The sequence below is a fragment of the Cuneatibacter caecimuris genome (genome assembly GCF_004216775.1).
Classification (GTDB): Bacteria; Bacillota; Clostridia; order Lachnospirales; family Lachnospiraceae; genus Cuneatibacter; species Cuneatibacter caecimuris.
In genome coordinates, this window is sequence record NZ_SGXF01000002.1 from 143,416 (window position 1) to 159,718 (window position 16,303).

The 16,303-nt window shown below is 50.1% G+C and carries 13 protein-coding genes; 2 read left to right on the top strand and 11 right to left on the bottom strand.

The window, feature by feature from the left end:
- Nucleotides 1-88: 88 nt before the first annotated feature.
- A complete protein-coding gene (locus EV209_RS07005; protein ID WP_130434491.1) occupies nt 89-340 on the top strand; it encodes a hypothetical protein in 252 nt (83 codons plus the stop codon).
- A gap of 194 nt (nt 341-534) precedes the next feature.
- Here the strand turns inward: EV209_RS07005 and EV209_RS07010 are convergent, their stop codons facing one another.
- From EV209_RS07010 to EV209_RS07045, 8 genes are all read right to left on the bottom strand, one after another.
- The gene (locus EV209_RS07010; protein ID WP_243647531.1) at nt 535-975 is read right to left on the bottom strand and encodes a threonine/serine exporter family protein; all 441 of its coding nucleotides are present in this window, start codon (nt 973-975) and stop codon (nt 535-537) included.
- 10 nt (nt 976-985) lie between these two features.
- Nucleotides 986-1,762, bottom strand: a complete 777-nt coding sequence (locus EV209_RS07015) for a threonine/serine exporter family protein (RefSeq protein WP_130434493.1) — start codon at nt 1,760-1,762, stop codon at nt 986-988.
- Nucleotides 1,759-3,765 carry a ferrous iron transport protein B gene (feoB, locus tag EV209_RS07020; protein ID WP_130434495.1) on the bottom strand — a complete coding sequence of 669 codons (2,007 nt, stop codon included), beginning with the start codon at nt 3,763-3,765 and terminating at the stop codon, nt 1,759-1,761. Before feoB ends, EV209_RS07015 begins: the two co-directional genes overlap by 4 nt.
- Nucleotides 3,765-3,989, bottom strand: coding sequence for a FeoA family protein (locus EV209_RS07025; protein ID WP_130434497.1), 225 nt, complete (start codon nt 3,987-3,989; stop codon nt 3,765-3,767). The genes feoB and EV209_RS07025 overlap by 1 nt, the downstream gene beginning before the upstream one ends.
- 94 nt (nt 3,990-4,083) lie before the next feature.
- Nucleotides 4,084-5,550 carry a DUF5060 domain-containing protein gene (locus EV209_RS07030; protein ID WP_130434499.1) on the bottom strand — a complete coding sequence of 489 codons (1,467 nt, stop codon included), beginning with the start codon at nt 5,548-5,550 and terminating at the stop codon, nt 4,084-4,086.
- A gap of 306 nt (nt 5,551-5,856) precedes the next feature.
- Entirely contained in the window at nt 5,857-7,275 is a 1,419-nt protein-coding gene (locus EV209_RS07035) for a spore germination protein (RefSeq protein ID WP_130434974.1), read from the bottom strand.
- A 173-nt stretch (nt 7,276-7,448) separates the two neighbouring features.
- Complete coding sequence (nifJ, locus tag EV209_RS07040) at nt 7,449-10,994, bottom strand: pyruvate:ferredoxin (flavodoxin) oxidoreductase (RefSeq protein WP_130434501.1); 3,546 nt, start codon at nt 10,992-10,994, stop codon at nt 7,449-7,451.
- Nucleotides 10,995-11,175: 181 nt separating this feature from the next.
- On the bottom strand, nt 11,176-11,856 hold the full coding sequence (locus EV209_RS07045; protein WP_130434503.1) for a formate/nitrite transporter family protein: 681 nt from the start codon (nt 11,854-11,856) through the stop codon (nt 11,176-11,178).
- A gap of 167 nt (nt 11,857-12,023) precedes the next feature.
- On the opposite strand from EV209_RS07045, the gene EV209_RS07050 reads away from it, so the two are divergent.
- Nucleotides 12,024-12,896: a GNAT family N-acetyltransferase gene (locus tag EV209_RS07050; RefSeq protein WP_130434505.1), complete on the top strand. Its 873-nt coding sequence runs from the start codon at nt 12,024-12,026 to the stop codon at nt 12,894-12,896.
- Here the strand turns inward: EV209_RS07050 and EV209_RS07055 are convergent.
- The 3 genes from EV209_RS07055 to EV209_RS07065 all read right to left on the bottom strand — a co-directional run bounded on the left by EV209_RS07055 (nt 12,884) and on the right by EV209_RS07065 (nt 16,202).
- Nucleotides 12,884-13,819: a ketopantoate reductase family protein gene (locus EV209_RS07055; protein ID WP_130434507.1), complete on the bottom strand. Its 936-nt coding sequence runs from the start codon at nt 13,817-13,819 to the stop codon at nt 12,884-12,886. The two genes, EV209_RS07050 and EV209_RS07055, sit on opposite strands and share 13 nt — an antisense overlap.
- Nucleotides 13,820-13,852: 33 nt before the next feature.
- On the bottom strand, nt 13,853-14,335 hold the full coding sequence (locus EV209_RS07060; protein WP_130434509.1) for a COG2426 family protein: 483 nt from the start codon (nt 14,333-14,335) through the stop codon (nt 13,853-13,855).
- Between the two features lie 247 nt (nt 14,336-14,582).
- Nucleotides 14,583-16,202 carry a mannitol dehydrogenase family protein gene (locus EV209_RS07065; protein ID WP_130434511.1) on the bottom strand — a complete coding sequence of 540 codons (1,620 nt, stop codon included), beginning with the start codon at nt 16,200-16,202 and terminating at the stop codon, nt 14,583-14,585.
- Nucleotides 16,203-16,303 lie beyond the last annotated feature (101 nt).

Sequence of the window (16,303 nt, forward strand, 5' to 3'; positions counted from 1 at the left end):
GGCGGTCTGACACTATTTTCAGCGCCGGGTCACCGTTATAGCCTATTTGAAGAAAAAAGAATCACACAATTATGTAGGAGGTTCTTGTATGTGGGATGATATTCTTGAAATGGTTCTTGAATTTATTTTAGAAATCTCGGTAGATGCTGCAGATCACAAGGGAAAAGGCATCCTGATTGGTCTGGCAACTTTTGTATGGCTTGCAGTAATCATCCTTCTCTTTTGGGTCGGCATTACAGAAGGTGATATTCCTTTGATTGCCTTCGGTATAATTCTGTTGGCTGCATTGGCATTCTGGCTGTATGTAAAGATTAAGAGATATTACAAGGCTAAAAAATGAGGAAGCTTTGGTTCAGTTTGAGCGGCTTTGCAAAAGCAGCAGACACGACAAGCTGTTCCAAGACAAATCCGAACAGAACGTTTTTTTGGACAGGTAGGTCTAAAACAGATTTGCCACAGGATACCGAAATATCCTGCGGCAAATCTTAAAATTGGATAACATCCTAATCCGGCAGAGCCGAAAGGGCTTCTTTTTTATTTCCTTTTCTCTTTCCTGATATGCTGAAAGACAGTATCCACAATAAATATTGCCATGGCCAGGACGCCTGCAATCTCCAGGGTGAGGATCAGATAGTCCCCGCCCGCGGACTGATTCCCATGAAGGAACTGGTACGCGGCATTGTAGATCAGGCCGCCCGGCACCAGCGGCAGGATCCCCGCAATAAAAAAAACAGTCACCGGGGCCTTAAACACTCTTGCAAAAATATGGCTCACAACCGCGATGGCTACGGCAGCCAAGAAATTGGCCAGGACCACCTGACCGGTAAAATGATTGCTCAAGTAATACACAATCCAGCCGATGCCGCCTACTATCCCTGCATAAATCAGATATTTTTTTGGTGTTTCCAGCAGAACAGAAAACCAGATCACAGCGACGAACGCACCCATAACCTGAAAAATCATCTCTCCCATCATAACTGCCTCCTCACCACAGCTGGCCTACAGCAACGCCGATGCCCGCGCCCACCGCAATGGCCACGGCTGTCATCACAGCTTCCAGAATCCTGGCCATTCCAGAAGTATAATCTCCATGGAAGGTATCTCTGATCGCATTAGTAATCGCCACACCCGGTACCATGGGCATGATACAGCTGACGATAATCACATCCCGGTTCAGATTCCATGGGACAATCTTTGCCAGCAGCACAGCCATAAGGGCTACCACGGCAGAGGAGATCAGATTTTCCAGAAACGAATGGATATGGTTTTTTCTGCATAGAAACAATACGCCCGCCAAAATCAGACCTACCAGGCCGGATATAACCAGATCCTCAATCTTCCCACCGAATATCGGCGCAAAAAAAGCCGTTGTGCCGATCACGCCCAGAAAAAACATCCCCGAGCTGTACAGCACCTCTGCCTCTATCTGATCCATTCTCCTGTTTGCCTGCTCCAGATCCATTTTGCCGGAACAAAACAGCCTGGACACCTCGTTCACCTGGGTCACTTTATTCAGATTGGTGTTACGCTCCTGTACCCTGCGCACCATGGTCAGCGTCCTGATGGCGGGATCTGAAATAGTGGCGATCACTCCGGTTGCCATGACAAAGGTATCCGCTGTTTCCAGGTTGCCGGTGGCCAGAATCCGGTTCATAGTATCCTCCACCCGGTAAGTCTCCGCACCGGAGGAGAGCATCACCCTGCCGGCCCTCACTGCAAATTCCAGCAGCCTGTGGTATTCTATTTCCTTTTCATCCGTCACAGCCCAAACAGCCCTCCTACCTGATAGATCAGCACAGCAGACACCCAAGCCAGCCCCAGCTGAAAGAGAACCATTCCCAGGGTCCACTTCCAGGAACCGGTTTCTCTTTTGATTGTTGCGATTGTTGCAATACAGGGCACATACAGCAGGCAGAACACCATCAGGGCTAAGGCGTTCAGGCTGCCAAAGCCGCTCAAGCCCAGAATACCTGCCAAAGCTGACATCCCTGCGGCAGAGTTCACATTTGTTATCTCATACAGCACAGAAAAGCTGGACACCACCACTTCCTTGGCGGAGATTCCGCAAATCAGGGCCAGAGCGATCTGCCACATTCCCAGACCGGCAGGCTCCAGAACCGGCACCAGAAGATGCCCCAATGAAGCTCCGAAGCTTTCTGAAACATTGTCCACCATTCCGGTCATATTGAAATTCAGAATAAACCACAGCACAATAGAGGCCAGAAAAATTGTAGTGCCCGCTTTTGTCAGATAGTCTTTGACCTTCTCCCATACATAGATGCAGATCGTTCTTCCATTGGGCGTCTTATATTCCGGCAGCTCAATCAGAAGAGACTGGTCTGCCCTGGAATGTGTGATCCTGCTGCTGACCAGCGCCACAAGGATCGCCATAACCATTCCCAGAACATACATGGAAAATGCCACTACATACGCACATCCCGGAAAAAACATCTCGGAAAACAGCACATAAATGGGCAGTCTGGCGGAACAGGACATGAACGGCGTGACAAGAATCGTTTTTTTTCGATCCTTTTCTTTTTCCAGCGCGCGGCTGGCCATCACGGCCGGCACCGTGCAGCCAAAGCCCAGTACCATAGGCAGAAACGCCTTACCCGATAAACCCAGTTTGCCCATGAGCCCGTCCATCACATAGGCTACTCTGGCCATATATCCGCTGTCTTCCAGAAAAGCCAGAGCCAGGAACAGGATAAAAATATTTGGCAGGAAGGTCAGGATGCCGCCCACGCCGGCAATAATCCCATCCACCACCAGGGAGATCATCCACCCGGAAGCATGAATTGCCTCCAGGCCGCTTCGGGCCGCCCCGGAAAACCAGTCCAGGCCTACTTCAAACCCTCCCTTTAAAAAATCTCCCACCGTAAAAGTCAGCAGGAAAACGCATGCCATGATTCCAAGAAAAATGGGCACGCCCCAGATGCGGTGAGTCAGATACCGGTCTATCCTGTCAGTAGCCTGCGCCTTCTCACTTTTGTGAAGAAGGCAGTCCGCCAGCACCTCATCTATGTAATCAAACTTCTGATTGATGATCTCTGTTTCGTAATTTTTATCAACCACTGCTGAAACATCCACGGGATGCTCTTCGATCACAGCCTGATCCCGTTCCAGCAGCTTAATGGCATGCCAGCGGAGGATGTTGTGGTCCTCTCCGTATTCTTTCGCCAGGATATGGATCAGCTTCCTTATTTTTTTTTCTATATCCGCAGTATAATGCACAATGTGCTCGCTGGGAACCTCCTGATAATGGTGCACTACGGCGTGGAGCAGCACTTCCAGCCCGGTCCGCTTTCTGGCGGACACCGGTACCACCGGGATGTCCCCCAGCATTTCCGGCATGCGGTGCAGATCAATTTCCATGCCCCGCTCCTCCACAATGTCCATCATATTCAGCGCCAGAATAACGGGCTTTCCCAGCTCCAGCAGCTGCAGCGTCAAATAGAGGTTCCGTTCCAGGGAAGACGCGTCCACTACATTGACAATCACATCCACCTGCCCGTCCAGGATCTCTCTGCGTGACACCTTTTCTTCCATAGTATAAGATGTCAGGCTGTAGATGCCCGGAAGATCCACCAGAGTCAGCTGCGTGCCGTGATAAACCGCGCTGCCCTCTTTTCGCTCCACTGTCACTCCGGGCCAGTTGGCCACCTTCAGATTTGCTCCGGTATAAGCATTAAACAATGTCGTCTTCCCGCAGTTAGGATTCCCGACAAAAGCTACTTTTATCGGCCCGTTTATGCTGTTCCCCATCACGCCGCCTCCTTCACCATAATGGCGGAAGCGATCCGGCGTCCGATGGCAAAACGAGTGCCCCGTACCTTAATAATCAGCGTACCATTGGATTTTCCATTGATGATATCGACTACGGCTCCCTCTACCATGCCCAGGGACTGCAGACGCCTGGCAACGGCAGTTTCAATCTCGATCCCTTTTACGATATAGGAGGAACCGACTTTCCCTTCGTGTAAGCTCATAATTTTTCCCTCAGATCTTTTAAATTACCCAATGGTTAATTTTAGCTTATAGGGATTGAAAAGTCAATACTGACCCAGGGTGCAGAAAGCATTCTCAGTCTTTCCGTTTCAGCAGCAGCGCCATATATTCCCTGCCAGGCAGAGGGATTCTGCAAAAGCCGGTATAATCTCCCATATATTCCCTGGTCATATTCCAGGTATCCAGCACCTCGGCGCTCCAGTTCCCATCCAGATGCAGCGTCTTGCAGTCCGGACGGTGTTCTCCTCCGTAATACAAGCGTACTGTATCCGTATCATTGCTGCACCAGCAGGTTCTGTCTTTTTTCAGGTGCCCGCATTCCGTCCAGACATCATACAGAAATCCGAAGCGCTTCCAGCTCTCCCCATGCAGCGTTCCGCCGTGGCTCCACCAGACATTTTCCAAATCATAGCACTCTCCATGCCCCGGATAACCGCCTTCCATCACCACAGTCCACATGCGGCAGAGCATTTCTTCAGCGGAAATATTGCCCCAGTCCTGCTCAATATTTCCTTCATAGCACATCTCGTCAATGACCACAGGTTTATGGTACTGTTTTCTCCAATTGGAGATATTGGAGATAGAAATATCCGCTGCCTGACGCTGGATGGAACAGTGAGTCACCCAGGGCCTGGAGAAATCATAAAGAATATAGCCGTTGTGGATGCTGCGAAGATGGCCGTAAGGATCATTTTCCACCACCAGCCGGGCATAATGTTCCCAGTCGGCGACCGTCTTAAACCTGCAGAAATCATACTCATTTGCCAGGCTCCACCACACATTTCTGTAAGCTGCAAATCTTGCTGTCACGTAGCGGAGGTAAAGATCATTCGCCCAGGCAGGCATTTTAGAGAATCCCCACCTGTCATAGGGATGCATCAGAATAATATCCGCCTCAATGCCCAGCCTGCAAAGAGCCTCGATATTGCGTTCCAGATTCCGGAAATATTCAGGATTGAATCTGGCAAAGTCCCAGTTATTTCCTTCTGTTTCCGGCGTATATTCATCAAAGTTAGATTTATTAATCCCTGCATTGTCTACTGCTGTTCCTTCATAAGGAAAAGAAACCGGGTTGCGGTAGTTATAATCATAATGCTTTGGAAATACGCAGAACCTGATCTTATTGATGGCGCTGTTTTCCAGCGTCCTCAGAGTTTCTTCCTGCAGCTGCTCTGTCTGCTGCGGATATACATAGCAGGTTGTCCCAATGCTGTAATAAGGTGTGCCATCTGTATAAAAAAGATGCTCTCCCACTGCTTTCACCGGACCATGATTGTCCTTTGCTGCAGGATGCACATCAAAACTTCCCTCTGTTATATCTTCCATACAGCTCCCAAAAATCCTGAATGTATATTTTCCCGGAACTTCCGGCATAAACCTCACTATGTATCTGCCTTCCCCGTCATAAAATCCTTTTACAGTTCTGCTTTCTTCTCCATGTGTAAAAGTTCCCGCCACTTCATATTCCAGATAAGGGTTCCCCTCTGTCTTTCCCTGAACTTCAATCTGGAATACGCCATACTGTTCTACTTGTTTCTGCATTCTCTGCTACCCTCCTGTTTGTTTTCCGCATATTTGATTGTCATCTGAAATATATCCAATGTGATTTAATTATTTATTAAATAATTTACTTTACGGTTTTCAGATTATATGCGCTATTCTCTAGTTAGGGTATAGCATTTCAGGCGAAAAAAGTCAACTATTATTTTATATTTTGCATTTTCGGAAATGAGAAAGCCGTTTTTTAGCTAAATAATTTAGCAAAATTTAATTCCAGAAAAAAAGCAGCCGGAAAACCTTTACTAAAAATCATAAAGATTTCCCGGAACTGCTGCTCTCAACTGCCAGTCAGTCTATTTCATGAGGCAGTCTCTGTCTGAAAAATCTGGCTTTAAATTCTTTCCAGGAAAACGGAAGCAGTGGATAAATATAGCTTTTTCCGGATATAGTCCTGTTGAATCCTACTGCCAAAACCACAATTGCAATTCCTGCTGCGAATCCCCAGACATTAAACAATGCTGTCAAAACCAGAATCAAGATACGCATAAATTTCAGCGCATAGCCCATTTCAAAACTGGCCTGAGAATAGTTGGCTACTGTCACAAACGCCATATAGAGCATTGTCTCTGAATTAAACCATCCTGACTTCACGGAAAATTCTCCCAAAACCAGGGCGGCTATAATACTGAGGGGCGTGGTCAGCATGCTGGGCGTGTTGACTGCAGCCAGCCGCAGGCCGTCGATGGCCAGTTCCAAGATCAGAAGCTGAAAAATTATCGGCACATTCACTTCGTCCGCAAGCCGGACAAACTCCAGCCATTCCGGCAGCCACTGGGGGTTTTGAACCAAAAGCAGAAATACGGGGGTCAGCAGCAGCGTCACCAGTGTAATCAGAAAGCGGCTCAGACGGAGGTAGGTTCCTGTCATCGGCGGAAAATAATAGTCGTCCGCTTCCTCGATAATATCAAATGCAGAGGAGGGCAAAATCATGGCAGAAGGGGAATTGTCCACCAAAATAATTATATTTCCTTCCAGCATTGATGCGGCCGCCGTATCCGGCCGCTCTGAAAACTTGAATTTGGGAAAGGGATTGTACCATTTATAGGGATACAGGCATTCCGCCAGAGACTGCTGATTCATGGTCAGGGCGTCTACTTTCAGATGATTGATCTTCTTCTTCACTTCATCCAGCAGTTTTGTATCCACCCGGTCTTCAATATAGCACAATGCGATATCAGTTCTGGACCGTTCTCCCGCCTGCAGCACCTCCATTGTCAGATATGGGTCGCGAATGCGCCGGCGGATCAGCGCTGTATTGAATACCAGAGTTTCTACAAATCCATCCCTGGAACCCCGCAGCACTTTATCCTTTTCCGGCTCCTGGACGCTTCTGGAAGGGTAGGTGCGGCAGTCAATGGTAATCGCACGGTCATAACCATCTACAATCAGGCAGCTGACTCCGGAAAGCAGTTTTGTCACCAGCTGATCCATCTGGTCCACCAGCTCGATCTCTCCATAAGGCATTAATTCCTTAGAAAACATATGAGGTTCCGGCGGCAGGCCTTCTGCTCCCTGTTTCATCATAAACTCTATGATTTTTTCCAGAATCTCATCCTTTGTAAAGCCGTCAATAAAATACAGCGCGCCTTTCCGGTCTCCCAGCTGTACCACCCGGTAAACAATGTCAAAATTTTTATCCAGACAAAGCTGTTTTTTCATGAATGCCATATTCTGTTCCAGAGAAGATTCCACTCTGACCTTTTTCATGTCGTCCAGCTTCATCCGGTCCAATTTCCGTTCCTGTCCCATAAAAAAACTACCCCTTTTCAAATTGATAGAGGTAGTCTGTGCCAAACCGGCAAAAAATATGTATAATTTTCCACTGAAACAAAGCTTCCGGGACGGGATTTTACAATCCCGCCCCGGTAAAATACAAATATTTATTCTTCTGTGCTGTAAACATCAACCATTCTGGTCAGATGCTCATATTTCTCAGCCGCCAGTTCTTCTGCTTCGTCAAACAACATCTCCGCTCTCTCGGGATCCTTCAGAGCCAGGGAAGTATAACGTACCTCTCCCTTCAGGAAGTCCTTATAGCTTGCTGTAGGAGCCTTAGAATCCAGGGTGAACGGATTCTTGCCCTCCGCCTTCTTGCGGGGGTCAAAACGGAACAGATGCCAGTAACCGGCTGCCACAGCGTTCTTCTCCTCAGTCTGTGACTTGCCCATGCCTGCGCGGATACCATGGTTGATACAAGGAGCGTAAGCGATGATCAGGGAAGGTCCCGGATAAGCCTCAGCCTCAGCGATAGCCTTTACACACTGATTATAGTCCGCGCCCATGGCGATCTGAGCCACATAGATATAACCATAGCTCATTGCCATAGCGGCCAGATCCTTCTTCTTCACATCCTTGCCGCCTGCTGCGAACTGTGCCACAGCGCCTACCGGAGTAGCCTTGGAAGACTGTCCGCCCGTATTGGAGTAAACCTCGGTATCGAATACCATGATATTGATATCTTTACCGGAAGCCAGCACGTGATCAACGCCGCCGTAACCAATATCGTAAGCCCAGCCGTCGCCGCCGAATACCCACTGAGACTTTTTGCCCAGGAAATCTTTATTCTTAACAATTTCTCTGCACAGGTCGCAGTCAGGTTTCTTCTCATCCAGAAGAGCTACCAGAGCGTCCGCCGCTGTGCCGTTGGTCGCGCCTACTTCAAAGGTATCCAGATATTTCTGGCACGCCGCTTTCACGTCTTCATCAGAAGTTCCTTCCAGGATTCTCTCCACCTTGCTCTTCAGGCTGGAACGCAGCGCGTTCTGCGCCAGCAGCATGCCATAGCCGAATTCCGCATTATCTTCAAACAGGGAATTGGACCATGCGGGTCCTCTGCCTGCTTCGTTCACGGTATAAGGTGTGGACGGGGAAGAGTTGCCCCAAATGGAGGAGCATCCTGTGGCATTTGCGATATACATTCTGTCTCCGAACAGCTGTGTGATCAGCTTCGCATAAGGGGTCTCGCCGCAGCCTGCGCAGGCGCCGGAGAACTCCAGCAGAGGCTGCTTAAACTGGCTGCCCTTTACTGTAGTCTCCTTGAATTTCTCCAGAACTTCCGGCTTCTTCGGCAGGGACTGGCCATAGTCGAACATCTTCTGCTCGCCTACATTTTCTTCGAAGGACTGCATTACCAGCGCCTTCTCGCCCTTCATGCCAGGGCATACATTCGCGCAGGAACCGCATCCGGTACAGTCAAAGGCGGAAATGGTCATGGCGAACTGGAATCCGGGCATTCCGGTCATAGGCTTCATCTTCATGCCTTCCGGAGCATTTGCAGCTTCTTCCTCCGTCAGGACAACCGGACGGATGACCGCATGAGGACATACATAAGAACAGAAATTACACTGGATACAGTTGGCAGGATTCCAAACCGGAACATCCACCGCAATGCCCCTCTTCTCGTATGCGGAAGTGCCGGAAGGGGTGGAGCCGTCCACGTAATCCGTGAAAGCGGATACCGGAAGCTTGTTGCCTTCCTGGCTGTTGATGGCGGACTGGATATTGTTTACAAACGCATCTGCATCTGCTCTGCCGCCGGAAACGGTCTTGTTCAGATCCTCTTCCACAGCCTCAGACCAGGATGCGGGAACAGTTCTCTCCATCACGTCCTGAATGCCGCGGTCGATGGCTGCATGGTTCATTGCCACGATCTTCTCGCCCTTGCGGCCATATGTCTTGGTAGCGGCGTCCTTCATATACTTCACTGCATCGTCTACCGGAATCACATTCGCCAGCTTAAAGAAAGCTGCCTGCAGAATGGTATTGATGCGGCTGCCCAGTCCGATCTCCTTGCCGATGGTGATGCCGTCGATGGTGTACAGCTTGATCTTATGATCCGCGATGAATTTCTTCACCTGTCCGGGCAGATGCTTATCCAGTTCTTCATCCGTCCAGCCGCAGTTCAGCAGGAAGCTTCCGCCGTCCCGCAGATCCTGCACCATGTTGTATTTATGCACATAAGAAGGATTGTGGCAGGCCACAAAATCAGCTTTGGAAATCAGGTATGTAGAACGGATCGGCTCTTTCCCGAATCTCAGATGAGAAATCGTAACGCCGCCGGACTTCTTGGAATCATAATCAAAATATGCCTGCGCATACATATCGGTATGATCGCCGATGATCTTGATGGAGTTCTTATTGGCGCCTACCGTACCGTCTGCGCCCAGGCCCCAGAACTTGCAGCGGATTGTGGAAGCAGGAGTGGTGTCGATCTTTTCTGCCACAGGCAGGGACAGGCCGGTCACATCATCCACGATACCGATGGTAAACCGCTCTTTCTCTGTATTGTGGAACACAGCTGCGATCTGGGAAGCGTCCGTATCCTTGGAACCCAGGCCATAGCGTCCTGTGAATACCGGAGTATCATTAAACTTGGTTCCCTTCAGTGCAGCCAGCACGTCCAGATACAGCGGCTCGCCGATGGAACCCGGCTCCTTGGTGCGGTCCAGAACGGAAATCTGCTTCACAGAATCCGGAATGGCATCCAACAGATGCTTCGCGCTGAAAGGACGGTACAGGCGAACCTTCACAACGCCCACCTTTTCTCCCGCCTTCAGCAGGTAGTCGATGGTCTCGTCAATGGTCTCGCAGACAGAACCCATAGCGATAATAATATGTTCCGCATCAGGCGCTCCGTAATAGTTGAACAGCTTGTAATCTGTGCCGATCTTGGCGTTGATCTTATCCATATAGGACTGGGCCAGGTCCGGAATCGCATCATAGTAAGGGTTGCAGGCTTCTCTTGCCTGGAAGAAGATATCAGGATTCTGAGCAGAACCTCTCTGGCAGGGATGGTTCGGATTCAGCGCGCGGGCGCGGAACTCATCGATCGCATCCTGATCCACCAGATCCTTCAGATCTTCATAATCCCACATCTCGATCTTCTGGATCTCATGAGATGTGCGGAACCCGTCAAAGAAGTTGATGAAAGGAACTTTTCCCTTGATTGCGGTGCAATGGGAAACAGGGGTCAGATCCATTACTTCCTGAACGCTGCTGCAGCACAGCATAGCCGCGCCGGTCTGACGGCAGGCATACACATCGGAATGATCGCCGAAGATTGACAGCGCGTGGCTGGCCAGCGCACGGGCACTGACATTGAAAACGCCGGGGAGCTGCTCGCCTGCGATTTTGTACAGATTCGGGATCATCAGCAGCAGGCCCTGGGACGCTGTAAATGTGGTGGTAAGAGCGCCGGCGGACAGAGAACCGTGCACTGTACCGGCTGCGCCGGCTTCAGACTGCATCTCTGTTACCTGCACTGTCTCCCCGAATATGTTCTTCAGGCCGTCCGTAGCCCATTTGTCCGCCAGTTCTGCCATAACAGAAGACGGAGTAATGGGATAGATGGCTGCTACGTCGGTATACGCATAGGATACATGAGCCGCTGCGGTATTGCCGTCCATAGTCTTCATTTTTCTTGCCATGTTCTTTTTCCTCCTATAAAATAAATTGCATGATCAGCTGTGGTACGAGAGCAACATGACGTTTTTTCTATCTGTTCTCATAACATCTCTATTATATTTCAAAACACCTCTGATGTCAAACCTTGTCCGTGTCTTTTTTATGTTTTTTCCCTAAAACAACCGCTGATTCTTTATATAATTTTTACATTTTCGTCATGCCCGGCAGTTTTTCTGTGACCATATACTTCTTCTCCAGAAATCCGATCAGCAGGCCGCCGGCAACATTTCCCGCGGTAACGAAAAACAGCACTTTGCAGATCATCAGCCAATCTGCCCCAAAGGCCCAGGAATATGCGGCCAGATAATACATATTAGCCACAATATGGTCATAACCGCCAAATACAAAAGCAGTGATCAGCAGCCACACATAAAATATCTGAGCAAAAGAACCAGACTTATGTTTTTTACCCAACAGCACCGCATAGCTCACAAATACGGCGCAGAACACCCCCATCACAAACAGGCTCAGCGGCCCGTCCGCCAGTTTTCCTTCTGCCACAGGCGCCAGCTTTTCGGCAATTTTCCCTTCAAACCTGCAAAAATGCGCCGCCGTCGCCACAATCCCTGCGCCCAGGCCATTGCCGATCCAAGCTGCAGCCATATCCTTCATGCCATATTCCCCTGTAGCCGCGGACAGAGGGCATACCCTTGTAAAAAGCATATTGCTGAAGTTAAATACCAGAAAAATTCCTGCCGCAAAAAACAGCGCTCCTACTGTGGAGTTAGGGACGCTCAGATAAGTCATTGCGCCCAGAGCGATGTAAGCGCCTGCCATTACACCTGAAAAAAGCTTCTCTTTCATCATCATTTGTCTCCATTTCATTTAATCCTGTGTAAATTTATCACAGATCCCGGGGAAAATCAACAGGATCGCTTGTACAAAATCCAGAGCAATTTGTCTACAAAATACTTGCCCTGGGGCTCCCTGCCGCCGTATAATAAAGCTGCCCCCATTTGACAGGGGAAAATATCCTATATGGAGGTAATCATATGAAATTCACACAGTCTTCCGCTCTGACTCCCGCTCTGAAGCAGGCCATTGAGTCTCTGGCATCGCGCTGTCTGGCGGCCGATCCGCAGTGCAGCCCGGTCTGGGCGGACGATGACACAGATACTGTATTTTTTTTCTCCTGGGAAAATCAGGTCCTGACCGGCGCTCTGTCTGTAAGCCTTTATGAAGAAGCCGCGCCCGCCCTGCTGATCTCCGCTTCAGTGGACCCGGATTACAGGGGCAAAGGTATTTTCAGACGCCTTTTGGAAAAGGCTGCCGCCTATGCGCAGAAACATTACACCTTTTCAGAACATAAATTGCCTTTTTCCTGCTATATCAATGGTTCCTGTTCCCAGGCCATACCCGTCCTGGACCATCTGGGAGCTTACTGTGCCTCCAGGGAGTTCCTGCTGTCTCTGGACCTGAAAAAGAAAACAGCATTTGAACTCCCCGCCGGATTTGAAGCCGCTGCTTCAAAAGATCTGAATCTGCTGGCCTCTCTCCAGGAAGCCTGCTTTGATTACCCTCCTCAATCCGCCGCGGCCTATATCTCCATGCTGTCTGAGGAACCGTCTCTGTCCTCCTATGTGGTCTGGTACAAAAAAAGAGCGGCAGGCCTTTTTCACCTGCTGCTCTCAGAAAATACTGCCTATCTGATGGGTTTTGCCATCCATCCCGACTTCCGCCGGCAGGGCCTGGCAGTCCATGCCCTGAACGCTGTGCGCGCCCTGCTGCCGGAACAGATTTCCTCCCTCCGCGTCCAGGTGGCGGACCGGAATCCGGTGGCGTATCATCTGTACCTCACTTACGGATTTTGCACTCAGGAATGCGTGTGTGAGTATCATTTTTCTCTGCCTGTTCAGGACTCCTGAGATCTGCCGTACGCCTTTTCTATCTCCTGAATCTGCTGATACAGCCAGTCATTCACCGGCGTTTCAAATCCATGCCTGCGGCCAAGCTCTATGATTGTACCGGAAAACAGCTCCACCTCTGTCTTACGCCCGTCCCTGGTATCCTGCATCATGGAAGGCATTCCGGAAGGGCTCAGGCGTTCCAGGCGCTCCATCCAGCGGCTGATATTATCCTCTGTCAGAGGTATCCCCTCCGCATTGGCCGCCCGTACGGCTTCCCGCATGGCGGCTTCCATGACTTCCCGGGGCCTTCCCGGCTTTCGCACTTCGCCGTAATTCGCTGAAAATACCGCGGAGGACTGATTTAATCCTACGTTAAACACCAGTTTATCCCACTGTGCATAAATAATATCCTCCGGCGTTCTGTAGGGGATCCCTGCCCGGTCCAGATATTCTTTCAGCAGGCGGACCTGTTCTGTTTCCGCACCTGTTTTATCATTGAACACCAGATAGCCCAGGCTGGAGGCTTCCACCAGATTGCCGGTCTTTGTGGCATCCATCTCCTGGGCGATACAGTAAAGGACGTGTTCGCTGCCAAAAGCCCGTGCAATCATATTTTCGCTGGTAATCCCGTTAATCAGAGAAATAATAATTGTTTCCGGATGCACCAGTCCGGCCACTGCCTCCAAAGCCTCCGGCAGCCCCGTGTATTTCACCGCAATGATGATCAAATCTGCTTTTTCCAGGCTGTATCCGGATTCTATGTACCGGAAATCACAGCGGTTTCCATTAAAATACAGCCCCTTGCCTTCATATCTCCGGATTCTCTCCCTGTCAGCAGCAAAACAAACCGATTCTTTTCCGAAAACCTCTGTCAGCCTTTGCCCGTACATGATTCCCAGAGAACCGGCGCCGACCAGCGCCGCCTTCCTGATCTTCTCCATCCCGGCACCTCCTGTCCTTTCATTTCAGGCGCATCACCCGCCCAAAACTGATCCCAGCGCTCCGAACACACCGGTGCTGGCAACGCCCATGATCACGCCCGCGATCAAAACGCCCAGCATCACAGCCAGAATGCTGGACTTGAAATCCATATCCAGCAGGCTGGCCGCCAGCGTACCGGTCCAGGCCCCGGTTCCGGGCAGCGGGATGCCCACAAACAGCATCAGCGCGATAAACAGGCCTTTTCCCGCTTTTGCCTGCAGCTTCTGCCCTCCGTGCTCGCCCTTTTCCAGGCACCAGCTGAAAAATTTACCGATATACCTTTTGTCCGAGCCCCAGATCAGGACCTTTCTCGCAAACAGGTAAATAATGGGGACCGGCAGCATATTGCCGATAATGCTGACAACATAAGACGGCACCAGAGGCAGCCCCATGCCCACAGCCACAGGAATTGCCCCGCGCAATTCAATAATAGGCACCATTGAGATTAAAAACACCCAAAAATACTTTCCAAACATAATTTCCTCCAACTGATCTGCTTTCTGTTTTTTGTTACCATTCGAAAAATCAAAGCATTTTATACTATACTATATCCTGGGGGCTCAGACAAGTACAAAATCCTTAATATTTTGGACCTGTCCTGCCTTCCTGATTATTTGTTGATTTTAAACAGTAAAACGTAAAGAAGCGCCGCTCCCTCTCAGAAAATCGTCTGATTTCCTGTCAGGAAGCGGCGCTTCTATGCTCGCAGATGATGCAATGGGATTATCCCAGATATTTCACTAAAGTATTTCTCACAGCGCCCTTGCCTGCCAGAAGTTCCACAAACAGAGCTTCCACCTTAGCGGCCAGGTCTCCTGCTTCATACAGGTTCACCGCGAACAGAACCGGATTGGAAAGGATGTCCTTTAACTGGCCCTGATAACTGGAGGGATCTCCTGCCTGAACGCCGGAAAGCTGCTCCTGGAGCGTCGCCAGCATGGGATCACTGCTGACCTCCATAGGCTCCAGATCGTCGTTCACGCCCAGCAGATAGCGCAGCCAGCCGGCCAGGGCCAGCGGCACGCCTACCAGAGAATTCACATCCAGATCGCTTCTGCCCAGATAGGATTTGATGGTTTCACCGAAACGCACCGGAATTTTCTGGGAGGTATCGGTGGCAATCCGCTGAGGCATATCCGGAATAAAAGGATTGGGCAGGCGCTCTTCAATCACTTCCCTGATGAAATCCATAGGGGAAAGGATCTTGGGGTCCACAACAACCGGGATGCCTTCCTTGTAGCCGATCAGCTCCACCAGAGCTTTCAGCTGGGGATCATTCATCTCATCCGCAATTTTATTATAGCCCAGAAGGCAGCCGTAAACCGCCAGCGCAGTATGCAGCGGGTTCAGGCAGGTGGTCACCTTCATCTTCTCCACCTGGTTTACGGTATCTCTGTCGCAGAAATATACGCCGGCCTTTTCCAGAGCGGGACGCCCGTTGGGGAACTGGTCCTCGACCACCAGATACTGAGGGATCTCTGCGTTTACAAAAGGAGCGATAAAGGTATTCTTAGCCGTCACGATGGGAGCCATAGAGGCGATGCCTGCCTCTGCCAGCTGATCCTCCACGATCTTGGAAGGCCTGGGCGTGATCTTATCAATCATGGACCAGGGGAAGCTCACCTTGGAGGCATCTTCCAGATAGCTGATAAATTCTGCAGGTACAAAGCCATTTTCCATCCATGCCTTTGCAATCGTCATCACTGCGCTCTGCACTTTCTCGCCGTTGTGGGAACAGTTGTCCATGCTCACCACAGCCACAGGCATCGCGCCGTTCTGGAAACGATGGTACAGCAGCGCTGCTACAACGCTCATGGCGTGCACCGGCTTCTCCGGCCCGTTTGCCATATCATTCTTCGCCAGCGGCGTCAGCTCTCCCTGCATATTATACAGAGAATATCCTTTTTCTGTAATGGTAAAGCTGAACATCTGCAGGGAAGGATTTGCGGCTATGGCTTTCAGTTTGCCGAATTCCTCAGCATTGGAGCTGTCCCCTTTGACCATGCCTGCCAGGCTGGCCACGATTTCTTTATCCGTGCTGCCGTCAGGCTTCAGGGAAACCATCAGTGTCAGATTATCATATGCCTTTCCGATCTGGTCCACAATATCAAAATCAAATGTATCGGCAGCGATGATGCCGCTCTTTGCCTCGCCCTTTTCCAGAATCACCTGCTGAAGGCCTGCGATAAATCCTCTGAAAATATTTCCGATCCCGAAATGCACCCATACAGGATTCTGCTGTGTCTCTGCGATCATTGCATCTACATCAAATCCCGGCACTTTTACACCGGCTTTTTCCCATGCCCCCTTATCCTTCAGGGCGCTTCTCTTTAACTCTAACATGTTTTCACTCCACCTTTCTCCCTTGCGGGCATTTCTCCACTAATACTTGTATACTAGCATATTTACCAGCATCATGCAAGCTTTTCCGGCTTTTTGCAGTA